The following is a 23,474-nucleotide window of genomic DNA, read 5'->3' as shown; positions in this document are numbered from 1 at the left end:
TATTGTCGTTAGTCGGTCGTGGCGGAAACGGCGGGACGCAGGTCGGCGTCGGGCACCCAGAATACCGCACGCCCGTCGGACGTGTCGCGCTCGTCGACCTCGACCGGCCGCAGGCGGCCGCCGCGGCACGGGCCGCCGACGCACTTGCCGGTGTTCGGCTCATAGATCGCGCCATGCGTCGCGCACATCAGGTAGAGACCCGACGATTCGAAGAACTGCCCTTCGGCCCAGTCGAGCTCCATCGGCACATGCGCGCAGCGATTCAGGTAACCGTATGCCTGCCCCTCGTAACGCACGAAGAACACGACGGCCTGCTCGCCGCGCAGCGTCGCGTCGACGCGCACGCCCGCGCCACCGTCAGCCAGGGCATCGGAAGCGCACACGCGCACGGCATCCTGCGCCGCGCTCATGCGTGCTCCCGCAGCCACGCGGCCAGCGCGCCGACGTCCGGTGCGACGAAGCGCGGCGCGAGCGCAGCCAGCGCATCGGCCGTATGCGCGCCGTACGCGACGCCGACGCCGGCCGCCCCGGCACTCGCGGCCATCTGCAGGTCGTGCGTCGTGTCGCCGATCATCACGGTGCGCGACAGGTCCTGCCCCAATTCCCGGGACAGCTCATGCAGCATCGCCGGATGGGGTTTCGAGAAGGTCTCGTCCGCGCAGCGCGTCGCGTCGAACAGGCTCGTCAGCTTCGACTGATCGAGCACGCGGTTCAACCCGACCCGACCCTTGCCGGTTGCAACGGCGAGCAGATAGCCCGTGTCGCGCAACTCGGCGAGCAACTCACGCACGCCGGCGAACAGCTCGATGCGCTGGTCGTCGAGCAGATAGTGATAGCGGTAGCGCTCAGCGAGCCGCGAATAGTCGGACGGATCGAGGGTCGGAGCCGTAATCTGCAGCGCATCGCGCAGGCCGAGGCCGATCACGTAGCGCGACGCCTCGTCGGACGGCGTGGGCAGGCCGAGATCGCGGCATGCCGCCCGGATGCTGTGCGCGATATGCGCAGTCGAATCCATCAGCGTGCCGTCCCAGTCGAAGACGATCAGATCAAATTGCTGTCGAGCCATGCGGTTCAGGCGTTATCGCGCAGTGCGCTGAGTTGGTCGAGGAAGCGCCGGCATTCGTCCGGCAGCGGCGCGTCGAACTGCAGCGCCTCGCCGGTCAGCGGGTGAGCGAGCCGCAGCCGGTACGCATGCAGGAACATCCGTTTCAACGACGGCTGCGCATTCGCGCGCGCCAGCGCCTTGTTCAGTGCGAAATCGCCATACTTGGCGTCGCCGGCGATCGGCAGGCCGAGATGCGCGAGGTGCACACGGATCTGATGGGTCCGACCCGTTTTGAGTTCCGCTTCGAGCAGCGCGTACTCGGGCCAAAGGTCGACGAGGTTGAACACCGTGTGCGATGGCAGTCCGTCGTCCTGCACGCGCACGCGGCGCTCCCCTTCCGGGGTCGAATACTTGAACAGCGGTGCCTTCACCGCGCGGCGGCGGCCCCAGTCCGACTGCCATTCACCGTGGACGCACGCGAAGTAGCGCTTGTCCATCCTGTTCTCGCGAATCTGCTCGTGCAGGCCCACCAGCGCCGTGCGCTTCTTCGCAAGCATCAGGACGCCGGACGTTTCGCGGTCGAGCCGGTGCACCAGTTCGAGGAATTTTGCGCGCGGGCGTGCCTGGCGCATCTGCTCGATCACGCCGAACGCGACACCGCTACCGCCGTGTACCGCGACCCCGGCCGGCTTGTTGATGACGAGCATCGCGTCGTCCTCGAACAGCACCTCGAAGTGCGCGGGCGGCACGATGGTCGCCTCGGCGCGCGCAAGGTCGGCCGCGGCCACCCGCACCGGCGGTACGCGGACGATGTCGCCGAACGCGAGCCGGTACTGCGCATCGACCCGACCCTTATTCACCCGCACTTCGCCGCTGCGCAGGATCCGGTAAATATGGCTTTTCGGCACGCCTTTACAGACGCGCAACAGGAAGTTGTCGATACGCTGACCGGCCGAGCTTTCGTCGATCTCGAGCATCGATACCTGGCCGCTTGCGACCGAATTCTGGGATATTTTGCCTAACTCGTTCATACTGAATATAATTTTGCCCAGCCTGACGTTGCGGGCGGCCTCACCGGCCGGCCTGGACTGAGCGGGCAAGGCGCAAGCGCAAACCGTTATTTTACTTGCGCCGGGGGTCTGCTGCTCGCCCCTAATCAAAGAGATGCAGCAAGTTGCACGCACGGCACCGCTCGCCGGCAAGGATCGCGCCCACAGGCGGATTCGGTCGGCAAGGCGCCGCGGTAACGGAAAGTTGGTTGAAAAGAATTCGATCGGCAGCCAGACGGCGCGAAGTGCGTCCGCAAGCTGCCGGTTGCGAAAATTACGGCGTTGCGCCCGATTTGGTTCCGCGAAGCGTGCGGGACTTGGCGACGTCAAACCAGGGAAGTACACCCCAAGCGGGAAAGTCGGGCTGGATTCGATACTCCCCGCTGCGGCCCAAGCCGCAGCATCTGCCGCCCGTCGGCGCGCGCGACCCATTGCGCGCGCCCGTGGCAATGCCCGGACTCAGGCTTAGCGCGCTTTTGCAGCGTGCGGTGTGTGAACGCCGTGCTTTGAAGCCGTATTCGCAGGTGCCCTACGGCCGCCGGCCCCGTCTTTCGGGCCCAAGCGCCTCTTCAGGCAATTCTCCCCGCCATCGTTCCCGCTCCAGCGTGCTTGTGACAACACAACAAGGCGCGGCCTGCCGTCGTTCCCGCCCTCGCGACTGACAACCGCGAGGCACCGCCAGCAGAGCCGCCTGGAGTCGTTCATGAAACGCATGCTGTTCAATGCGACGCAGCAGGAGGAGCTGCGCGTCGCCATCGTCGATGGGCAGAAGCTCATCGACATCGACATCGAGACAGCCGGGCGCGAACAGCGCAAAGGCAATATCTACAAAGGTGTCATCACCCGTATCGAGCCGTCGCTCGAAGCGTGCTTCGTCAACTACGGCGAAGACCGCCACGGCTTCCTGCCGTTCAAGGAAGTCGCCCGCCAGTACTTCAAGGAAGGCATCGACATGCGCTCCGCGCGCATTCAGGATGCCCTGCGCGAAGGCCAGGAGCTGATCGTCCAGGTCGAGAAGGAAGAGCGCGGCAACAAGGGCGCAGCCCTCACCACGTTCATCTCGCTCGCCGGCCGCTACCTGGTGCTGATGCCGAACAACCCGCGCGGCGGCGGCGTGTCGCGCCGGATCGAAGGCGACGAGCGTCAGGAACTGCGCGAGACGATGGCGCAACTGCAGATCCCGGACGGCATGAGCATGATCGCCCGTACCGCGGGCATCGGCCGCAGCGCCGAGGAACTGCAGTGGGATCTGAACTACCTGCTGCAACTGTGGCGCGCGATCGAAGCGGCGTCGCAAAGCGGCAACCCCGGCCAGCCGATGCTGATCTATCTGGAATCGAGCCTCGTGATCCGCGCGATCCGGGACTATTTCCAGCCGGATATCGGCGAAATCCTGATCGATACGAACGAGATCCACGATCAGGCCCGCGCATTCATGGACATCGTGATGCCGGACAACGTCGCGAAGGTGAAGCGCTACCACGACGACGTGCCCCTCTTCTCCCGCTTCCAGATCGAGCACCAGATCGAGACCGCGTACTCGCGCACGGTGCCGCTGCCGTCGGGCGGCGCGATCGTGATCGACCACACCGAAGCGCTCGTCGCGATCGACGTGAACTCGGCGCGCGCGACCAAGGGCGCGGACATCGAGGAAACGGCCACCCGCACGAACCTCGAAGCGGCCGACGAAGTCGCCCGCCAGCTCCGCCTGCGCGATCTCGGCGGCCTGATCGTGATCGATTTCATCGACATGGAATCGGCGAAGAGCCAGCGCGAAGTCGAGCAACGCCTGAAAGACGCGCTCAAGCATGACCGCGCGCGCGTCCAGATGGGCAAGATCTCCCGTTTCGGCCTGATGGAACTGTCGCGCCAGCGCCTGCGTCCGGCCCTGTCGGAAGGCAGCCACGTGACCTGCCCGCGTTGTAACGGCACCGGTCACATCCGCGATACCGAATCGTCCGCGCTGCAGGTCCTGCGGATCATTCAGGAAGAAGCGATGAAGGAAAACACCGCGGCGATCCACTGCCAGGTGCCGGTCGAGGTGACCGCCTTCCTGCTCAACGAAAAGCGTCAGGAAATCAACAAGATCGAGTCGCGCTTCAAGGTCGGCATCGTGCTGATCCCGAACAAGCACCTCGATACGCCGCACTACAAGCTCGAACGCCTGCGCCACGACGACGCACGTCTCGACGATCCGCGCGCGTCCTGGAAGATGGCCGAGGAAGCCGCCCGCGAACTCGAGTCGGAAACCGGCTACAGCAAGCGCACGGCGGAAGTGAAGCCGAAGCAGGAAGCCGCGGTCAAGGGCATCACGCCCGAGCGTCCGGCCCCGAGCCCGGCCCCGCAGCGCCCGGTCGAACCCGTTGCCGCACCCGCGCCCGCGCCTGTCGCGCCGGCAAGCACCGGCTTCATCGGCTGGCTGAAGGGCCTGTTCGGCGTGTCGCCGGCGCCCGCGCCCGCACCGGTTGCTCCGGCACCGGTCAAGGAGCAGGCAGCCCGTCCGGCTCGCGGCGAACAGAAGTCCGAGCAACGCGGCGAACGCGGTGGCGATCGCAACCGCAACCGTCGCGGCGGTGCCCAGCAGGCGCAAGGCGGCCGAGACCAGGCTGCAGCGGGCCGTGGCCAGCCGCAACGCCAGGAACGCGAAGGCAAGGAAGCACGCGAACCGCGTGAAGCGCGCGAGCCGCGCGAGAACCGCGAACCGCGCGAGGGTCGTGAACCGCGTGAAGGTCGCGAGAACCGCGAAGGCCGTGAGGGTCGCGAAGGTCGCGAGGGCCGTGGCCCGCGCGAAGGCCGCGAGCCGCGCGAAAGCCGTGAGCCGCGCGAACCGCGTGAAAACCGCGAACCGCGTGAGCGTGCCGAGCAGCCGGAAGGCGCCGAAGCAGCCGGTCGTGGCGAGCGCCAGGAACGTCGCGAGCGCGGCGAGCGTCGCAAGCCGACCCAGCATGCGGCTACGCTCGAAACCGTCAACCGTGGCGAAACCCATCCGGAACCGGAAACCGACCAGGCCGTCGCAGAAGCACTGCCCGGCGCCGATCTGGCAGCCGATGCGGAAGCCGGCGCACGTGATGGCGAGGAACGCCGTCGTCGCCGTCGCGGCCGCCGCGGCGGTCGTCGCGAACGCGAGGAAGACGGCGCAGTCGTCGACCACGCCGAGCAAGGCGCAGAGGGCGAAACCACCGTGCAAGCCGAGACGCAGGAAGCCCCGGCTGCTGCCGAACCGGCCCACACGGCCGCACCGGCAGTCGTCGTGGCAGCCGCCGCGGCAAGCGCCGTTGTCGTCGAAGCCGTGGTCGAGCACCATGCCGAACCGGTAGCACCGGCCGGTGTCGAGCCGCAGCCGGCACCGGTACACGTCGAAGCTGCACCGGTCGAAGCAGCGGTTGTCGCCCACGCTGCAGAACCGGCACCGGTTGCACCGGCCGTCGATACGGAAGCCGGTCCGGCTCCGGTCGCGGTTTCGCCGACCGACGCGTTCGAAGTGCCGGCAGCGCCTGTCGCTGTCGAGGCGCCGCAGCCGGCACCCGTCGAGCAGGCCGCACCGGCCGTAACGACCGAAGCCGCTCCGGTGGCTGTCGAGCCGGCCCATGTCGAAGCAGCGCCGGTCGAGGCCGTCGCCGCACCGGCACCGGCGCCTGCACAACCGGCAGCCGCGCCCGCTTCGGCGAGCCTGGATGCCGTGCTGGAGCAGGCCGGTCTCGTCTGGGTGAACACGGACGCCGGCAAGTTCGCCGCCGCGCAGGAAGCCGCGTCGCAACTCCCGCGTCCGGCACGCGTGCCGCGCGAACGCAAGGCGCTGCCGCCGGCCGATACGGCCCCGATGCAGCAGGTCGAAACGACGCATCACTGATCGACGTATCGTCCGACCAGAAAAAGCCCGCCTCCGGCGGGCTTTTTCACGTCCGCGCTGCGGGTTTCCGCCCACCGGACCGACCCGCCGCTTGCGGCTAAAATAGAGGTCTGGTTCGCACTTCTTTCAACATGTCCCGACGCATCATTCCTCTCGCCGACGTCAGCGGGATGCCGGACGTCTCCGGCATCCCGCACGCCCCGGACGGCACGCTGGCCGACACGTTCGCCAGGCCGCTGCGCGATCTGCGCATTTCGGTGACGGATCGCTGCAACTTCCGCTGCGTGTACTGCATGCCGCGCGCGGTCTTCGACAAGGACTACCCGTTCCTGCCGCACAGCGCGCTGCTCACGCACGAGGAAATCGAGCGCGTGGCGCGACTCTTTGTCGCACACGGCGTCGAAAAAATCCGCATCACGGGTGGCGAGCCGCTGCTGCGCAAGAATCTCGAATTCCTGATCGAGCGCCTCGCACGCCTGACCACGCATGACGGCCGCCCGCTCGACCTGACGCTCACGACCAACGGTTCGCTGCTCGCGCGCAAGGCGCGCGCGCTGAAGGACGCCGGGCTCACGCGCGTGACGGTCAGCCTCGACGCGCTCGACGATACGTTGTTCAAGCGCATGAACGATGCCGAGTTCGCGAGCGCCGACGTGCTCGACGGCATCTTCGCCGCCCAGGCCGCAGGCCTCGCGCCGGTCAAGGTCAACATGGTCGTGAAGCGCGGCACCAACGACAGCGAGATCCTGCCGATGGCCGAGCGTTTCCGCGGCACCGGCGTGATCCTGCGCTTCATCGAATACATGGACGTGGGCACGTCGAACGGCTGGAACATGACCGAAGTGCTGCCATCGGCGGACGTCATCGCACGGATCGCCGAACACGTCCCGCTCGTGCCGCTCGAGCCGCATACGGCGGCAGAAACCGCCCAGCGCTGGGGCTATGCGGACGGCAGCGGCGAGATCGGCGTGATTTCGAGCGTCACGCAGGCCTTCTGCGGTGACTGCACACGCGCGCGGCTGTCGACCGAAGGCAAGCTGTACCTGTGCCTGTTCGCGTCGACGGGCCATGACCTGCGCGCGCTCGTGCGCGGCGGCGCGAGCGACGCCGAGATCGCGACCGCGATCGCCCGGATCTGGCAGGCCCGCACCGACCGCTATTCGCAACTGCGCGGCAGCGCGTCTGCCGACGCGTTGCCCGACGGCGCGGGCAAGCGGGTCGAAATGTCGTATATCGGCGGCTGACGCGCGCTGCCCTTCCCGCCTTCTCACGATGCCCGCTTCCGCCTCTCCCACGATCGCCGGCCTGCTGCTCGCAGGCGGGCGCGCCACGCGCATGGACGGCGTCGACAAGGGCCTGCAGCTGCTCGACGGCACGCCGCTCGCGCTGCACGTGCTGCGCCGGCTCTCACCGCAGGTCGACGAGACGCTGATCAGCGCGAATCGTCATGCCGATCGCTATGCCGAGCTCGGTGCGCCGTTCGACGCGCGCATCGTCGCGGACGCAACGCCCGACTTCCCCGGCCCGCTCGCGGGCCTGCTCGCCGGCATGCGGGCGGCACGCGCGCCGCTCGTCGCGTGCTCACCATGCGATACGCCCTATCTGCCCGCCGACCTCGTCGCACGGCTGCAGGCGGCGCTCGATGCGCAGCAGGCCGACATCGCCATGGCGGTAACCGTCGACGCGCAACAGGCACGCTCGCCGCAGCCGACGTTCGCGCTGCTGCGCACATCGCTGGCCGACGATCTCGCCGCCCGGCTCGCGGCCGGCGATCGCAAGGTACGTGCGTGGTACGCACGCCACAAGACGGTCGAAGTCGAGTTTCACGACGAGCGTGCGTTTTACAATGCCAACTCCTGGCAGGAACTCGCCGCGCTGGCCCGCCGCTGACGGCACCCATGCGATTCCCGCCCGGCGCCCGCCGCACGCGAAACCCGCGTCCAGGCGCCCTCCTCGCGCCACCGGCCACGAACCCGATACGCCTTGCGGCGCAGTCCGACTGATGATCACGCAATCCTCGCCCATCTCCCGAACCGCACCCGATTCCGATGCCCCGCTGTCGCTCGCCGACGCGCAGGCGCTCGCGTGCCGCTTCGCGGTGCCCGTCGACGCGTGCGACACGGTCACGCTGCGCGATGCGCTCGACCGCGTGCTCGCGGCCGACGTGAACGCGCCGTTCGACATTCCCGCGTACGACAACTCGGCGATGGACGGCTATGCGTTCGACGGTAGCGCCGGCCCGCACGCGTCACCGCAAGCGGACGTCGCGTTGACGGTCGCCGGCACCGCGCTCGCCGGCCATCCGTTCGACGGCGCCGTGGCGGCCGGATCCTGCGTGCGCATCATGACGGGCGCGCCGATGCCGGCCGGCTGCGACACGGTGGTTCCGCAGGAACGCGTGCGCGTCGACGGCGACACGATCCACTTCGCCGCGTACGACATCGCGCGCGGCGCGAACTGCCGCAAGGCCGGCGAGGATCTCGCGCGCGGCGCCTGCGCGCTCGCCGCGGGCCGCATCCTGCGGCCGTCCGATCTCGGCCTGCTCGCGTCGTTCGGTATCACCCAAGTCACGGTGCGCCGGCGCGTGCGCGTCGCCGTGTTCTCCACCGGTGACGAACTGCGCGAGCCCGGCGAGCCGCTCGGCCCCGGCGCACTGTACGACAGCAATCGCGGGATGCTGATCGCGATGCTCGAAAGGCTGCATGTCGACGCGGTCGATCTCGGGATCGTCCGCGACGACCCGGTCGCGCTCGACGCCGCATTGCGCGACGCCGTCGCCGCGCAGGCCGACGCGGTCATCACGTCGGGCGGCGTATCGGTCGGCGAAGCCGACTTCACGCGCGACGTCATGGCACGGCTCGGCGACGTGACGTTCGCCAGCCTCGCGCTGCGTCCCGGCCGGCCGCTCGCGTGCGGCACGCTCGCACGCGCGGCCGATGGCGCCGGTCGCGCGCTGTTTTTCGGGCTGCCCGGCAATCCGGTCGCGTCAGCCGTGACGTTCTACGCGATCGTACGCCCCGCGCTGCTGACGCTGGCCGGCGCGCAGGCCCAGCCGCCGGCAATGCATACGGCACTCAGCACGCATGCGCTGAAGTCGCGCGCGGGCCGCACCGACTACCTGCGCGGCATCGCGACACGCACCGCCGACGGCCGCTGGCACGTCGCACCGGCGGGCTCGCAGAGTTCCGCGTCGCTGAGCGGCCTCTCGGCCGCCAACTGTTTCATCGTCCTGGGCCACGATACCGCGGCAGTCGACGCGGGCACCCCGGTCGACATCCTGCCGCTCGACGGCCTGATCTGAATTCCACTATCGGTAACTCTCTACGGGGCAATCCGCACATGAAGAAACAAATTTCGTCGATCGCCGCGGGGCAGACCGCAAAGGCGCTGATCCTCGTGTACCTGACGTTCAGCGTGCCGATCGTGCTGCTCGGCATTCTCGTCGCATACATCCGCTACGGGATGGTCGAACTGAGCACGATCCTGAGCGCGCTGCTGCTGAACGCCATCCTCGGCTTCGTGCTGCTGTGGATCGCGTGCCACGCGTACAACTGGGTCGCATCGCGCTTCGGCGGCATCGAGATCGTGCTGTCCGATCCGCCGGAGGAAGCGTGAGCGGCACACCGCTGATCCGCGCGGCCCAAGCGCGCGACGTCGGCGCGATCCTCGCGCTGATGCGCGAACTGGCCGAGTTCGAGAAGCTCACGCACCTGTTCGTCGCGACCGAGGCCGATCTCGCCGACGCGCTGTTCGGCGCGCACCCTGCTGCCGAGGCACGCGTGGCCGAACGCGACGGCGCGATCGTCGCGTATGCGCTGTTCTTCCACAATTATTCGACGTTCCTCGGCCGTCGCGGCCTCTATCTCGAGGATCTGTACGTGCAGCCATCGCAACGCGGCACGGGCCTAGGCACCGCGATGCTGCGTCACCTCGCGGCATTGGCCGTCGAACGCCGGTGTGCGCGCTTCGAATGGTCGGTTCTCGACTGGAACCAGCCTGCGATCGATTTCTACGAAAAGATGGGCGCAACCGTGCTGCCCGACTGGCGCATCGTGCGCGTCACGGGCGACGCGCTGGATACGCTCGCCGGGCATTGACCGCTCGCCGGCCATGCCGGCAAGCGCTGCAAAAGAAAACGGGCGCCGCGGCGCCCGTTTTTGCTTTCAGGCCGATGTCGGCCGTGTGCGTCACGCGTCGTCCGCATCGGCGCCGTCGACACCTTCCGCGCCAAGCAACCCGGCCGCCGTGTCGCCCGGCAGCGCCTCGACCTGCTTCAGCTTCCGGTTCATCACGCGCGTGCGCTGCTCGGCGGCCTCGATCGAGCGCGTGACCGTTTCGAGCTGCGACTTCGTGCGCGCGAGCACGTCGCCGAACTTGCCGAACTCCGTCTTCACCGCGCCGAGCACCTGCCACACCTCGCTCGACCGTTGCTCGATCGCGAGCGTACGGAAGCCCATCTGCAGGCTGTTCAGCAAGGCGGTGAGCGTCGTCGGGCCGGCGACCGTCACGCGATAGTCGCGCTGCAGCAGGTCGGTCAGCCCCGGGCGGCGCAGGATCTCCGCATAGAGCCCTTCAGTCGGCAGGAACAGCAACGCGAAATCGGTCGTGTGCGGCGGCGCGACGTACTTCTCGGCGATCGTGCGCGCCTCCTGCCGCACGCGCGCTTCGAGCGCGCGGGCCGCTTCCTCGACCGCCACCGCATCGGCGCGCTCCTGCGCATCGATCAACCGCTCGTAGTCTTCGCGCGGGAATTTCGCGTCGATCGGCAGCCACACGGGCGGCGCGTCGCGCGTGCCGGCATCGCGCCCCGGCAGCCGGATCGCGAACTCGACGCGCTCGCTGCTCTTCGGCACCGTCGCGACGTTCTTCGCGTACTGCTCGGGCGTCAGCATCTGTTCGAGCAGCGCCTCGAGCTGCACTTCGCCCCAGGTGCCGCGCGTCTTCACGTTGGTCAGCACTTTCTTCAAATCGCCGACGCCCGCCGCGAGCGTCTGCATCTCGCCCAGCCCGCGATGCACCTGCTCGAGCCGGTCCGACACGAGCTTGAACGATTCGCCGAGCCGCTGCTCGAGCGTCGCGTGCAGCTTCTCGTCGACGGTGCGGCGCATCTCCTCGAGCTTTGCCGCGTTGTTCGTCTCGATTTCCTTCAGCCGTTGTTCGAGCGTCGCGCGCACCTCGCCGATCCGGCGGTCGTTCGCCTCGGTCAGTTGCGTGAGCTGCCGGTTCAACGTGTCGCCGAACAGCCTGAGCGCCCCCGTCTGCTCCTCGCGCGCCTGCTGCGCCTGGCGCTGCACGCTCTCGCGCATTGCGTCGAACTGCTGCGCATTGCCGGCGACCAGCTTGCCGAGCTGCTGCGCGAAACCCTCAATCTGGTTGTTCTGCACGGTCGCCACGCTCGTCAGTTGCGCGGCGAGCGTCTGCTGAAGCTGCGCGAAGCTGCCGGCCAGCTCGGTGCGCGAGCCGCGCGCGTTCTCGACGATCTCGCCGCGCAATTCGCGTTCGAGCCGCTCGACCGCGCGCGCCTGCGCATGCGCGGCGTCCTCGATCTGATCGCCCAGTACCGCCGCATCGTCGTGGTGGCCACCGCCACGCACGAGCGCGACAATCGCCACGGCAAGCGCGACGGCCAGCACGACGACCGCCGCAAGCAACAACGTCATCGTCATGCGCGCGGCTTCCCGATCACGTCAGGGTTGATCGGATTCGGCGGCTGCCCCGCGCGGGGCCCCTCGCCCAGCGCGGCGATCAGGTTGTCGGCGGCGAGGTTCGCCATCGCGCGGCGCGTTTTCTCGGTCGCGCTCGCGATATGCGGCGTCAGCACGACGTTCGGCACCTCGAGCAGTGCCGGATGGACCGTCGGCTCGCCTTCGTACACGTCGAGGCCGGCCGCGGCGATCGTCCCGTCGCGCAGCGCGACGGCCAGCGCCGCGTCGTCGACGACCCCGCCGCGCGCGATGTTGGTCAGCGTCGCGGAGGGCTTCATCTTCGCGAGCTCGGCCGCGCCGATCGTATGATGGTTCTCCTTCGTGTACGGCAGCACGAGTACGACGTGATCGGCGCGGGCGAGCAGCGCATCCTTCGACACGTATTCGGCATTCAGCTCGGCCTCGATCTCGGGCGCGACCCGCGACCGGTTGTGATAGATCACCTGCATCCCGAAGCCGCGCGCGCGGCGCGCGAGCGCCTGGCCGATGCGCCCCATCCCGATGACGCCGAGCGTCGAGCCGTAGATGTCGCTGCCGAGGAAACCGTCGTACGCCCACTTCTGCCAGTGGCCGGCCCGCAGCCAGTGCTCGGATTCGGCGATCCGGCGTGCCGCGGCCATCATCAGCGCCCAGCCGAAATCGGCGGTCGACTCGTTCAGCACGTCGGGCGTGTTCGTGCCGAGCACGTTGGCCGCGTTGAACGCGGCCATGTCGAAATTGTTGTAGCCGACCGCCATGTTCGCCACGACGCGCAGGCGCGACGCCGCCGCGAGCTCGGCCGCGCCGATCGGGTCACCGGCCGTCAGCGCGCCGTCCTTGTCGGCCAGACGCGCGGCGAGCGCGTCGGGAGCGAGTGCGTCGCCGTTGTTCCAGTCGACGTCGAAATACTGTTTGAGCCGCTCGATCACGTCCGGAAAGATCGGACGCGCGACCAGGATCTTCTGCATCGCCATCTCCGCATGCTGCGGACGGATCGCTGCGCGCCATGCGCCGCCGGGACCGCCCGCTCTAGGTTGAAAATCGTCAGCTTACGCCGTGAAGAAGAGCCACGACGTCAGCAGGAATACCGGTATCAGCACGACCAGCGCCCAGCCGAGATACGCGAAGAAGCTCGGCATCTTCACGCCGCGCGATTCGGCGATCGCCTTCACCATGAAGTTGGGTGCGTTGCCGATATAGCTGTTCGCGCCCATGAACACCGCGCCCGCGGAAATCGCGGCGAGCGTCGACGCGCCGGTCGTCATCAGCGACTGGGCATCGCCGCCCGCGAGGTTGAAGAACACGAGATAGGTCGGTGCGTTGTCGAGGAACGACGACAGGATGCCCGTCGCCCAGAAGTACATCGCGTCGATCGGCTTGCCGTCCGGCCCCGTTACGAGATGGACGATCTGTGCGAACGCGCCGTCGGCACCGGCGCGCAGGATCACGATCACCGGCGCGATCGTCACGAAGATCCCCGCGAACAGCTTCGCGACTTCCTCGATCGGCGCCCAGTTGAACGCGTTGCCCTCGCGCGCGGAGCGCGGCGTCAGCGCGAGCGACGCGAGCGTCACGCCCACGAGCGCGACGTCGCGCACGAGGTTCTGCAGCGCGACGTGCGTGCCCCATACGTCGAACATGATGCCCGGCTTCCAGATGCCGCTCATCAGCACCAGGCCGATCACGGCCGCGAGCAGCACGAAATTGATCTTGCCGTCGATCGACAGCCTGTCGCTGTCGGGTGTTGGGTCGAGCACGGCCGGCCGTTCCTCGCCGCCCTTCCGGTAGAAGTACGTATCGAGCGCGAAGAACAGCGTCAGCAGCACCGCGCAGATGAACAGCATCGGCAGCGCGAGGTGCGTGGTCGTCCAGAAGAAGCTCACACCATTCAGGAAACCGAGGAACAGTGGCGGATCGCCGAGCGGCGACAGCGAGCCGCCCGCGTTCGCGACGAGGAAGATGAAGAAGATCACGACATGCACGACATGCTTGCGGTTGTCGTTGGCGCGCAGCAGTGGCCGGATCAGCAGCATCGCGGCGCCGGTCGTGCCCATGACGCTCGCGAGCAGCGTGCCGAGCGCGAGGATCGCGGTGTTCAGTTTCGGCGTGCCGTGCAGGTTGCCGTTCACGCAGATGCCGCCCGCGACCGTATAGAGCGCGGTGAGCAACACGATGAACGGAATGTATTCCTCGAGCAGCGCGTGCACGAGCGTGCCGAACGCGGTGCCCGCGCCGAATGCGAACGCGAACGGGATCAGGAACACGACCGCCCACCCGGCCGCAATCTTGCCGAAGTGGTGATGCCAGAACACCGGGGCGACGAGCGGGAACAGTGCGATGGAGAGCAGGATCCCGGCGAACGGGATGCCCCAGAGAGCAGACAGCGTGGCACCGTCGAGCGTTGCGGCCGATGCAAGCGCGGGAACGGCGCCAAGCGCGATCCCCGACGCCATGCCCGCCCAGGCGGCATGTCGTTTCATGCAGAACTTCCTTGTTCGAGTGGTAGTGGATGCGGCGGGCGCGTCATGCGCCCCGTACGACGATCACGTGAACGCGGTACGGGCCGTGCGCGCCCAGTACGATGGTCTGCTCGATATCGCCCGTGCGCGACGGGCCCGACACGAAATTGACCGCGCGCGGCAATTCGCCGCGCTCCGAGCGGATCAGCGCAAACGCGTCTTCGTGACCGGCGACGATCCGCGACGCGGGAACGATCGCGATGTGAGTTTCCGGCAGCAGGCCGGCCGACGCATAGGTATCGGGGCCGGACAACAGCACCAGCGAGCCGGTTTCGGCGGTCGCGCAAAAGCAGCCGGTGAGGCCAACCAGATCGCCGTCGCGCGGCTTGCGGCATTCGACCGACAGGCCTGCGCCCGCCCAGTCGAAATCGGCCAGCGTGCGCCACGCGACGGCCTGCATCGGCAGGCCGTGAGCGGAAAGGTAACGTGCCGCGGCGGCAGGGACATCGACAAGCGTCGCGACTTCGTCGACCGTTGTCGACAGACGGGCCGCTTCGTCGACGAATGCAGCGACGAGATCGGCCGGCGCCGGCGGGCGCGGGCCCTCCGGATGACGGGCGAGATAGTCGGCAACGCCGTCGCGCTCGGCCGCATCGGGTTCGGCCGCACGCCCCTGCGCCGCGCGAATGCGCGCGAGGATCTGGCGACGGGCAGCGGAAGTGTCCATGAACGGTCCTCGTGACGTTGGCGGGCGATACCGTCGGATTATACCGGCCGACCTCGCCCCAACGCAGTTTTAGCCGTTCGGCCGACGCTTACTTCGACGCGTCTTCCTCGACCGGCTGCGCGATGCCGAACACCTGGCGCAGGTACGCGAGATACGCCTTGTCGTCGCACATGCTCTTGCCCGGCGAATCCGACAGCTTCGCGACCGGCTGGCCGTTGCAGCGGACCATCTTGATCACGATCTGCAGCGGCACGTAGCCGAGATCGTTGGTGAGGTTCGTGCCGACGCCGAACGCGAGCTTGCAGCGGCCGCGGAACCGTTCGTACAACTGCATGACCTTCGGGATATCGAGCGCGTCAGAGAACACGAGCACCTTGGTACGCGGGTCGCAACGGTTCGACTCGTAATGGCGCAGCATCCGCTCGCCCCATTCGAACGGATCGCCCGAATCGTGGCGCGCGCCGTCGAACAGCTTGCAGAAGTACATGTCGAAGTCGTTCAGGAACGCATCCATCCCGTAGACGTCCGACAGCGCGATCCCGAGGTCGCCGCGGTATTCCTTCGCCCACATCTCGAAGCCGTAGATCTGCGAATCGCGCAGCCGCGGGCCGAGCGCCTGGCATGCCTGCAGGTACTCGTGCGCCATCGTGCCGAGCGGCGTGATGCCGTGCTTCATCGCGTAAAGCACGTTGCTCGTGCCCGCGAACTGTGGGCCCAGGCCGTCGCGCAGCGTGAGCGCGACTTCCTCGTGCCAGACCTTCGAGAAGCGCCGGCGCGTACCGTAGTCGGCGATCTTGCAGTCGGCGAATTCCGGCTCCGCACCGAGCAGCTTGATTTTCTCGCACAGCCGCTCGCGGCCTTCGCGATAGTCGGGCTCGCGCTGCGTGTTGCGGAAATACACTTCGTTGACGATCGCGAGCACCGGGATCTCGAACAGGATCGTGTGCAGCCACGGCCCCGTGATCGCGATGTCGATCTCGCCGTTGCCCTTAGGCGACGGCGTGATCGAGATGTACTTCTCGTTCAGGTGGAACAGCGCGAGGAAATCGACGAAATCGCTCTTGATGAAGCGCATCCGCCGCAGGTAGTCGAGTTCGACGTCGGAAAAACGCAGCGCGCACAGGCCGCGCACCTCGTCGCGAATCTCGTCGATGTACGGCACGAGATCGACGCCGGGCGTGCGGCACCGGAAACGGTATTCGACGCTTGCAGCGGGGAAGTGATGCAGGACGACCTGCATCATCGTGAACTTGTAGAGATCCGTGTCGAGCAGCGAAGTGATGATCATGATTACGGCACCGCCAATATCGTGACAGGGCCCCGGCGCACCGCGCGCCGCCCGGTCTGTCGGCCATGTTACCCGAATGCGGGCCCGACCATCGTGAAACCGCCTGCCGCCCTGCTCCGGCCGCACCGGCGTGCGGTACATGCGGCCCGGTGGGGGCGTCCCTTCGGCGAGCCCCTGGGCGGCCCCCATAAACTAATCACGAAACGATATAAGCCGGATAGCCGACCACGCCATGCGGGTTTTGCGCTTCAGTTACAATGCCGGTTTTGGCGCAAACGCCACCCCATATATACCGCCAAGCAGGAGCGTTTTAATGACTCACGTTGTGACCGAAGGCTGCATCAAGTGCAAATACACGGACTGCGTGGATGTGTGCCCGGTGGATTGCTTCCGTGAAGGTCCCAACTTTCTCGCCATCGATCCGGACGAGTGCATCGACTGCGCCGTGTGCGTCGCCGAGTGCCCGACCAATGCGATCTATGCCGAAGAAGACGTTCCGGGCGACCAGCAGCAGTTCACCGCGCTGAACGCCGAGCTGGCGAAGGACTGGCCGTCGATCACGAAGACCAAGCCGGCACCGGCCGACGCGGACGAGTGGAAGGACGTGCAGGACAAGCTGCACCTGCTCGAGCGCTGATCGCACGGCGATCCTGCAAAAAACTTTGTGCCTCATCGCTCAAAAGTATTGACAGGTTAGCCACCACTCCATACAATCTCGTTTCTCTGCTGTTGTTGTTTGTTCCCCGATAGCTCAGTCGGTAGAGCGCCGGACTGTTAATCCGTAGGTCCCTGGTTCGAGCCCAGGTCGGGGAGCCAAAAACGCAAAGGCCCGTTGAAAGTGGACGGGCTTTTTGCTGGTAGACAAACACGCATGCAGATGTACCGATTTATTCCCCGATAGCTCAGTCGGTAGAGCGCCGGACTGTTAATCCGTAGGTCCCTGGTTCGAGCCCAGGTCGGGGAGCCAAATAGCGAAAGGCCCGTCATTCGACGGGCCTTTTGTTTTTCCGGCCCGCCTTTCGCCTTTCATCGCCCGGTCGTGCGCATGCTAGAGTCTCTGTCCCGCATTCGCATCCGGTTCCGTCGATGAAGCATCGCCTCCTCCGCTCAGCCCCCTTCGCCCTCCTGCTTTCCGCGTTCGCCGCGGCACCGCTCGCGCACGCGGAGGAAGTCGGCAGCGTCAACACCCATTTCCGCGTCACCGGCTCCGATCGCGTGGTCGTCGAGGCGTATGACGATCCGGTCGTGAACGGCGTGACCTGCTACGTGTCGCGCGCCCGCACCGGCGGGATCAAGGGCACGCTCGGCGTCGCCGAGGATCCGAGCGAAGCGTCGATCGCATGCCGGCAGGTCGGCCCGATCAGCTTCAAGGAGCCGCTCAAGCAGCAGACCGACGTGTTCAGCGAGCGCATGTCGTTCATCTTCAAGACCCTGCATGTCGTGCGCGTGGTCGATGCCAAGCGCAACACGATCGTCTACCTGACCTACAGCGACCGCATCGTCAGCGGCAGCCCGAAGAACGCCGTCACCGCGGTGCCGATGCCGGCCGGCACGACGATTCCGGTCAAGTAAAGCGCACGCCTGCCGGGCGCGCGAGCGATACACTGTCGATTCGACCGCTTCCGCGCCCGATCATGTCCGCCACCCGCCTTCCCGACTCAGCACGCTACTGGCGCACGCCGCTGCTGCCGGATGCGGATCTCGTCACGGCCACCTATCGCGACCACACGTTCGCACCGCACTGGCACGACGCGTACACGATCCCCGTGATTCTCGAAGGCGCGGAACGCTTCACCTATCGCGGCAGCGGCTATGTCGCCGAAACCGGCTCCGTGCCCGTGATCAATCCCGGCGAGGTGCATACGGGTTCGCGCGCGGCCGACGAGGGTTGGTGCTATCGCGTCAGCTACATGCCGGTCGAATTCATCCGCGAACTCACCAGTGCAATTGCCGGCCGCCCGCAGGACGCGCCGTGGTTTGCGCCGGACGTGATTCGCGACGCCGATCTTGCGGCCCGGCTCACGCTGGCGCACCGGATGATGGAGGCCGGCAGCGAGCGCGCCCTGCCCTTGCAGGTGCATGGGCAGCCGGCTCATGATCCGGCGACCGGCGCACCGCGCATCTACGATCCGCTCGCTGCCGAGACGGCGATGCTCGATGCGTTGTCGACGCTGATCGTGCGCCATGCCGATGCCCTGCCGCGACCGGCGCCGCTCGCGGCGGACGAGCCGCGCGTCGACGCGATGCGCGAGCGGCTCGCCGCCGATCTCATGTGCACGGTGACGCTCGACGAAGTCGCGCACGCGGCCGGCCTGTCACCGTTCCACGCGGCGCGCCTGTTCACCCGCACGACCGGCATGCCGCCGCATGCCTGGCGCAACCAGTTGCGCTTGCAGCGCGCGCTGGCGCCGCTGCGCGCGGGCGTACCCGTCGCCGATGTCGCGGCAGCCAGCGGTTTCGTCGACCAAAGCCACTTCACCCGACATTTCAAACGCATGTTCGGCGTGCCGCCCGGGCGCTGGCAGGCGAGCTGACACACGGCGGCGCACGGCCCGCCACCGCGATGCGGGCGGCGCCGGCAAGCGGGCAGGCACCGGCCCGATCCCGCGAGCGCAAGAACATACAAGCCGGCCGGTCGCCTGCCCGCTATCCTCCAATTCATGGAGGAGCACCCTTTGAACCCGACACCCGCATCGCCTGCCCGCCGCCCGCTCAACGAATGGCTCGACGGCGCACGCGACACGATCCCGATGATGATTGGCGCCGCCCCGTTCGGCGTGATTTTCGGCACGCTCGTTGGCGGCGGCCCGCTCGCCCCGTGGCATGGCGCGCTGATGTCGCTCGCCGTGTTCGCGGGCTCCGCGCAGTTCATCGCGCTCGGCCTGATCGCGGGCAGCGCGAGCTTCGTCGTCGTGCTCGCGACCACGCTGATCGTGAACCTGCGTCACCTGCTGTACAGCGCGACGCTCGCGCCCTATGTCGCGCACCTGCCGCTGCGCTGGCGCGCGACGCTCGGCGCACTGATGACCGACGAGGTGTTTGCGGTCGCCTATGCGCACTACCGGCACTTCCCTCCTGGTGCAATCGGCCCCCACTACTTCTTCGGCTCGGGGCTCGCGATGTACCTGAACTGGCAGGTCTGGACGCTCGCGGGCATCGGCTTCGGCGCCGCGTTCCCGGGCCTGCAGTCGCTCGGCCTCGATTTCGCGATGGCAGCGACCTTCATCGCGATCGTCGTCCCGCAGCTCGGCACGCTGCGCTATTTCGCGGCGGCCGTGACGGCCGGCACGCTGGCGTACTTCTGGCAGGGCTGGCCGTACAAGCTCGGGCTGCTCGGCGCGGTTGCCGCCGGCGTCGCGATCGGCGTCGCGCTCACGCTGCTGCACGAACGCACGCGCGCCGGCTCACGCACGGAGGCCGCATCGTGAGCTACGCGCTGCTGATTCTCGGGATGGCGGTCATCACGTACGCAATCCGCTCGACGCTGTTCCTGTTCGGCGAACGGCTGACCTTCCCGCCGCTCGTGCGGACCGCGCTCGGCTTCGTCCCCGTCACCGTGCTGACCGCGATCATCGTTCCGATGACCGTCTCGCCGCACGGCGGTACGGCCGAGCTGACCTGGCGCAATCCGCAGCTCGTCGGCGCGCTGGCCGCCGTGCTCGTGTCGGCAGCCACCCGCCGCCCGCTCGTGACGATCGCGGCGGGGCTCGCGGTGTTCTTTCTCTGGCAAGGAGTCGTGCTGCCCCACTGGCTGCCCGCCTGAGTACACGCTCGGTCAAGCACGCTCAAGTTTTCGTCCGGCACGCCGATATAGGGAATGAAGACCCGCCACCGGCCTCGGCGCGCACCGGTCAGTCGACGCTGCGCCCGCTCCGGTGCGCCGTGCCGGCCGCCGGCTTGCGCGGGCCGCCATCGAGACGATTCATGGGCCAGATCACCCTTTCCCTCAAGGACGACACACTCGAGTCCCTGCGCAAGGACTACGACGCGTTCGTCCGCGTGTCGCTGAAACTCGACCCGCAGTTCGCGACGCCGTCGTTCGAGGATTTCCTGCGCGCCAAACTGCTCGACAACATGGTGCCGCTGACCGAGCACGCGGTGCAGCGGATGCTGCAGGGCGGCCAGTACGCGTGGGCAAAACGCACGCTCGACAAGGAATTTCCGGACGTCGTCGCAATCCTGATGCAGCAGGCCGGCGAATTCGGCTTCGGCTTCGCATTCCGCTCCGAATGGACCCCCGACGAACTCGCGAAGGCGTGCCGCGACTGGGCGAAAGCGATCGTCGCCGAAGCGCAGGGCGACCCGTCGCTGGTCGACCCGCTCGCCTCGCAGATCAAGGGGGCGGCGCAAGATATCCAGACGCTCGAGGAACTGATGCAGACGCCTGCATGGCGGCTCGCGGAATCGCTGCGACAACGGGTCTACGAGGCCAAGCTCGCGTGCGAGATGAGCGTCGGCAGCACCGCGCGCGACAAGCTCGGCGAACTGCGCGGGCTGCTGCGGCTCGGGCTCTCGCATGGCTCGTTCCAGAAGCAGGAAGCGCAGCAGATCATGGAATACCTGCGGCTGCTGAAGCCGGAGATCTTCATCGAGGAACCGTACGACGTGTTCGCACGGCTCGCCGCGTGGCTGCGCAGCGTATTCACCCCGGCGGCCGTGCGGCCGGCGCAAGGACAGGGACAAGGGCAAAGCCAACGCCGGCCGTAGCGGCGCGCCCCATCACATCAACACATGAAAACGGCCCGGTTCGCGCAACGCGCACCGGGCCGCCGGACGGCCGCCGTCGCGACGCGCCGTCCGGGACGAGCGTCACGCGGCATCGGGCACCGCTTACTGCGTAGTGCCCTGGGCCGATGCACCGCCCTCCGCGCCGACCGCTGCGCCACCTTCGGCCGCTTCACCGGTCTTCGCTTTGGCCGAGCCGGCATGGCCCTTGGCCGATTTCGCGGCATGCTTCGCGTGCTTCTTGGCCGAATGGACGGCCGACGACGCCGTATCCTTCGCGCCGTCGGCTGCCGCGCCGACCGCATCGGTTGCACCGCCGACCGCATTGCCCGACGCGTTCGCGCCCGCACCACCCTGCACGCCTGCTCCGACACCCGCTGCCGGCGTCTGCGCCTGCATGCCGGCACCGGCTGCGCCCTGCGCCGCCGTGCCCGTCTGGGCAAATGCGGCCGAAGTGGCGAACGCCGTCAGCGCGGCACCGATCAGCATCGTACGAATCTTGGACATGGCAATTCTCCTCAGGAAGTTGTGAGCCCGAACCGCAGCGATGCGGTCCGTGGCGTCCCCCGCCGCAACACGCAGCAGGTACGACAAAAGACCCGCGGCGCGCATGGCCGGTTCTCGAATCTCTCAGACTGTTACCCACCGTTTCATTTGCTGACGAATGGCTCACATTCCCTAACAACTGCATGCGGCAGCCGACCGCGCTCGCGCGCCGGCCGGCGGTGCCGTATGATGCGGGGCGATTCCTCCCGCGCATTGCGCACCTTCTTCGTCATGCCCAATCTGGATTTCACGCTGACCGGCGAATACGTCGAGCTGCACAACCTTCTCAAGATCACCGGCCTCGCAGACAGCGGCGGCACCGCGAAACTGATCGTCGCGTCCGGCGCGGTGAAAGTCGACGGCGCGGTCGAGCTGCGCAAGACCTGCAAGATCCGCGCGGGCCAGGTCGTCCTGCTCGGCGACACGCGCATTGCCGTGCGCGAAGCCTAGCGTTCCCCTGCCTGCGACATGGCCATCGGTGCGCGCGTTCGACACAGTTCGAATTAAGCCGTAAGCTAGCTGTCTCTCAAAATAAATACATATAGCGCGGGCCCGCACCCGCGCGAGCGCCCATTCCATGTCGCATTCCGGTCTTACACGGACGGCCGCCGCGCCGCCGTCCCTGTCCAGTCATGCCGCCGATACCGCGCGCCTCGCCGCGCCGCTCGCGATCGCGCAGCTCTCGCAGATGGCGATGAGCGTCACCGACACGGTACTGCTCGGCTCGCTCGGCCCCGATTCGCTCGCAGCGGGCGGGCTCGGCGCGAACTTCTTCTTCGTCATCGTGACCGTCCTGCAAGGCGTGCTGTCGTCGGTCAGCGTCAGCGTCGCGCATGCGCGCGGCGCCAAGGCCGACGAACGCGTCCCGCACATCTACTGGACCGGCTTCGCGCTGTCCGTGTTGCTCGCGATCCCGGCCATCATCGCGCTGTCGCTGTCCGAACCGATCCTGCTGATGTTCCACGAGCCACCCTTGCTCGCGCATCACGTCGGCGAATACACGGGCATCCTGCGCTTCGCCGCGCTCGGCAGCCTGATCGGCGTCGGGCTGATGCGCGCCTTCCTGCCCGCGATCGGCGCCGCACGCCGGCTGCTGTGGGTGTCGATCGGCGGGGTCGGCGTCAACGGCGTGCTCAACTACGGGCTGATCCACGGCGCGTTCGGGCTGCCGCGGCTCGGCTTCCTCGGCTCGGCCGTTGCGACGACCATCACGATCTGGCTCACCGCGCTCGCACTGATCTGGCTGCTGCACGGCCGGCAGCGCTTCCGTCACTTCGTGACCGCCGCGCGCCCGAAGCTGCCGATGATGGGCGAACTGATCGGCATCGGCTGGCCGGTCGCGATCACGTACGGGGTCGAATCGACACTGTTCCTCGCCACCGGCCTGACGATCGGCGTACTCGGCGCGACGGCGCTTGCCGCACACCAGATCGCGCTGAACGTCGCGTCGGTGGCGTTCATGGTGCCGCTCGCGATCGGCCAGGCCGCCAACGTGCGGGTCGGTTACTGGGTCGGCGCAGGGGCACCCGTCGCCGCGCGCCATGCGGGCTTCGTCGCGCTCGGCCTCGGTGTCGCGTTCATGACGCTGTCGGGCATCGTGCTGATCGTCGCACCGCACGCGATCGTCGGCCTGTACCTGAACCTCGGCGATCCGGCCAACGCGGCCACGGTGTCGCTCGCCGCGTCGCTGCTCGGCATCGCAGCGGTATTCCAGATCGTCGACGGCGCGCAAACCGTCGCATCGGGTGCGCTGCGCGGCCTGAAGGACACGCGCATCCCGATGCTCGCGGCGACCCTCGGCTATTGGGGCATCGGTTTTCCGACCGGCTACTGGTTCGCGTTCCACGTGGGCCTCGGTGCCCGTGGCCTCTGGTGGGGCCTCGCGGCCGGCCTCGCCAGCGTGGCCGTGCTGATGGCGTGGCGCTTTCATCTGAAGAGCGCGTCGCTGGTTACGTCGCCGCACTGAGCGCGACACGACGCGAAATCCGAGCCGGCGCTATGCTTGTCGGTTGAAGATCTCAAGACGCCGCGCGAGTGGCGCGACTGCCTCACGATACGTCTGATTACGTCTGATGCCGCGCGACCGCGCGCGGCCTTTCCC

General features: G+C 67.7%; 23 protein-coding genes and 2 tRNA genes. 16 read left to right on the top strand and 9 right to left on the bottom strand.

Features of this window, described 5'->3' with window-relative positions; translation table 11 throughout:
* Positions 1-8 precede the first annotated feature (8 nt).
* The 3 genes from BDO18943_RS15845 to BDO18943_RS15835 are packed head-to-tail and all read right to left on the bottom strand — an operon-like array spanning position 9 to position 2,076.
* The gene (locus BDO18943_RS15845; RefSeq protein WP_175023176.1) at positions 9-410 is read right to left on the bottom strand and encodes a Rieske (2Fe-2S) protein; all 402 of its coding nucleotides are present in this window, start codon (positions 408-410) and stop codon (positions 9-11) included.
* Complete coding sequence (locus tag BDO18943_RS15840; protein ID WP_175023174.1) at positions 407-1,066, bottom strand: HAD-IA family hydrolase; 660 nt, start codon at positions 1,064-1,066, stop codon at positions 407-409. Before BDO18943_RS15840 ends, BDO18943_RS15845 begins: the two co-directional genes overlap by 4 nt.
* A 5-nt stretch (positions 1,067-1,071) precedes the next feature.
* Positions 1,072-2,076 (bottom strand): RluA family pseudouridine synthase, encoded by a 1,005-nt coding sequence (locus BDO18943_RS15835; RefSeq protein ID WP_175023198.1) that lies wholly within the window; start codon positions 2,074-2,076, stop codon positions 1,072-1,074.
* A gap of 721 nt (positions 2,077-2,797) precedes the next feature.
* On the opposite strand from BDO18943_RS15835, the gene BDO18943_RS15825 reads away from it, so the two are divergent.
* From BDO18943_RS15825 to BDO18943_RS15800, 6 genes are all read left to right on the top strand, one after another.
* Positions 2,798-5,944, top strand: coding sequence for an Rne/Rng family ribonuclease (locus BDO18943_RS15825; protein ID WP_175023173.1), 3,147 nt, complete (start codon positions 2,798-2,800; stop codon positions 5,942-5,944).
* 131 nt (positions 5,945-6,075) lie between these two features.
* Entirely contained in the window at positions 6,076-7,188 is a 1,113-nt protein-coding gene (gene moaA, locus BDO18943_RS15820; protein WP_175023172.1) for a GTP 3',8-cyclase MoaA, read from the top strand.
* 28 nt (positions 7,189-7,216) lie between these two features.
* Positions 7,217-7,834, top strand: a complete 618-nt coding sequence (mobA, locus tag BDO18943_RS15815) for a molybdenum cofactor guanylyltransferase MobA (RefSeq protein WP_089450148.1) — start codon at positions 7,217-7,219, stop codon at positions 7,832-7,834.
* A gap of 112 nt (positions 7,835-7,946) precedes the next feature.
* Positions 7,947-9,245 carry a molybdopterin molybdotransferase MoeA gene (moeA, locus tag BDO18943_RS15810; protein ID WP_175023171.1) on the top strand — a complete coding sequence of 433 codons (1,299 nt, stop codon included), beginning with the start codon at positions 7,947-7,949 and terminating at the stop codon, positions 9,243-9,245.
* A gap of 38 nt (positions 9,246-9,283) precedes the next feature.
* Positions 9,284-9,559 (top strand): hypothetical protein, encoded by a 276-nt coding sequence (locus BDO18943_RS15805; protein WP_006476519.1) that lies wholly within the window; start codon positions 9,284-9,286, stop codon positions 9,557-9,559.
* Complete coding sequence (locus BDO18943_RS15800; protein ID WP_043181945.1) at positions 9,556-10,041, top strand: GNAT family N-acetyltransferase; 486 nt, start codon at positions 9,556-9,558, stop codon at positions 10,039-10,041. Before BDO18943_RS15805 ends, BDO18943_RS15800 begins: the two co-directional genes overlap by 4 nt.
* A gap of 90 nt (positions 10,042-10,131) precedes the next feature.
* On the opposite strand, the gene rmuC is transcribed toward BDO18943_RS15800, so the two are convergent.
* The 5 genes from rmuC to pncB form a co-directional block, all read right to left on the bottom strand.
* A complete protein-coding gene (gene rmuC / locus BDO18943_RS15795) occupies positions 10,132-11,610 on the bottom strand; it encodes a DNA recombination protein RmuC (protein WP_175023169.1) in 1,479 nt (492 codons plus the stop codon).
* Positions 11,607-12,596, bottom strand: coding sequence for a 2-hydroxyacid dehydrogenase (locus BDO18943_RS15790; RefSeq protein WP_175023167.1), 990 nt, complete (start codon positions 12,594-12,596; stop codon positions 11,607-11,609). Before BDO18943_RS15790 ends, rmuC begins: the two co-directional genes overlap by 4 nt.
* 81 nt (positions 12,597-12,677) lie before the next feature.
* Positions 12,678-14,108: a sodium:proton antiporter gene (locus BDO18943_RS15785; RefSeq protein ID WP_175023165.1), complete on the bottom strand. Its 1,431-nt coding sequence runs from the start codon at positions 14,106-14,108 to the stop codon at positions 12,678-12,680.
* Between the two features lie 43 nt (positions 14,109-14,151).
* Positions 14,152-14,814, bottom strand: a complete 663-nt coding sequence (locus BDO18943_RS15780; RefSeq protein ID WP_175023163.1) for a LutC/YkgG family protein — start codon at positions 14,812-14,814, stop codon at positions 14,152-14,154.
* 88 nt (positions 14,815-14,902) lie between these two features.
* Positions 14,903-16,102, bottom strand: coding sequence for a nicotinate phosphoribosyltransferase (gene pncB / locus BDO18943_RS15775; protein ID WP_175023161.1), 1,200 nt, complete (start codon positions 16,100-16,102; stop codon positions 14,903-14,905).
* Between the two features lie 313 nt (positions 16,103-16,415).
* Here pncB and fdxA point away from each other — a divergent pair, with 313 nt between their 5' ends.
* The 8 genes from fdxA to BDO18943_RS15735 all read left to right on the top strand — a co-directional run bounded on the left by fdxA (position 16,416) and on the right by BDO18943_RS15735 (position 20,809).
* Entirely contained in the window at positions 16,416-16,739 is a 324-nt protein-coding gene (gene fdxA / locus BDO18943_RS15770) for a ferredoxin FdxA (RefSeq protein ID WP_011351384.1), read from the top strand.
* Between the two features lie 103 nt (positions 16,740-16,842).
* Positions 16,843-16,918: transfer RNA gene (locus tag BDO18943_RS15765), tRNA-Asn, on the top strand.
* Between the two features lie 75 nt (positions 16,919-16,993).
* Positions 16,994-17,069, top strand: a tRNA-Asn gene (locus BDO18943_RS15760).
* A gap of 119 nt (positions 17,070-17,188) precedes the next feature.
* A complete protein-coding gene (locus BDO18943_RS15755; protein ID WP_011351383.1) occupies positions 17,189-17,674 on the top strand; it encodes a CreA family protein in 486 nt (161 codons plus the stop codon).
* A 62-nt stretch (positions 17,675-17,736) separates the two neighbouring features.
* Complete coding sequence (locus tag BDO18943_RS15750) at positions 17,737-18,636, top strand: AraC family transcriptional regulator (protein ID WP_175023160.1); 900 nt, start codon at positions 17,737-17,739, stop codon at positions 18,634-18,636.
* 126 nt (positions 18,637-18,762) lie between these two features.
* Positions 18,763-19,530 carry an AzlC family ABC transporter permease gene (locus BDO18943_RS15745; protein WP_122944819.1) on the top strand — a complete coding sequence of 256 codons (768 nt, stop codon included), beginning with the start codon at positions 18,763-18,765 and terminating at the stop codon, positions 19,528-19,530.
* On the top strand, positions 19,527-19,865 hold the full coding sequence (locus BDO18943_RS15740; RefSeq protein ID WP_043181927.1) for an AzlD domain-containing protein: 339 nt from the start codon (positions 19,527-19,529) through the stop codon (positions 19,863-19,865). Before BDO18943_RS15745 ends, BDO18943_RS15740 begins: the two co-directional genes overlap by 4 nt.
* Positions 19,866-20,026: 161 nt before the next feature.
* Positions 20,027-20,809 carry a DUF4088 family protein gene (locus tag BDO18943_RS15735; RefSeq protein ID WP_175023158.1) on the top strand — a complete coding sequence of 261 codons (783 nt, stop codon included), beginning with the start codon at positions 20,027-20,029 and terminating at the stop codon, positions 20,807-20,809.
* Positions 20,810-20,932: 123 nt separating this feature from the next.
* Here the strand turns inward: BDO18943_RS15735 and BDO18943_RS15730 are convergent, their stop codons facing one another.
* Positions 20,933-21,334: a hypothetical protein gene (locus BDO18943_RS15730; protein WP_043181923.1), complete on the bottom strand. Its 402-nt coding sequence runs from the start codon at positions 21,332-21,334 to the stop codon at positions 20,933-20,935.
* Positions 21,335-21,604: 270 nt separating this feature from the next.
* Here BDO18943_RS15730 and BDO18943_RS15725 point away from each other — a divergent pair, with 270 nt between their 5' ends.
* On the top strand, positions 21,605-21,823 hold the full coding sequence (locus tag BDO18943_RS15725; protein ID WP_006486208.1) for an RNA-binding S4 domain-containing protein: 219 nt from the start codon (positions 21,605-21,607) through the stop codon (positions 21,821-21,823).
* A gap of 127 nt (positions 21,824-21,950) precedes the next feature.
* Positions 21,951-23,339, top strand: a complete 1,389-nt coding sequence (gene norM, locus BDO18943_RS15720) for a multidrug efflux MATE transporter NorM (protein ID WP_043181920.1) — start codon at positions 21,951-21,953, stop codon at positions 23,337-23,339.
* Positions 23,340-23,474: the final 135 nt, after the last annotated feature.

Origin of the sequence: Burkholderia aenigmatica (assembly GCF_902499175.1) — a bacterium.
GTDB lineage: Bacteria > Pseudomonadota > Gammaproteobacteria > Burkholderiales > Burkholderiaceae > Burkholderia > Burkholderia aenigmatica.
Note: the sequence above shows the minus strand (reverse complement) of the source record. Positions and strands in the feature narration are given on the sequence as shown.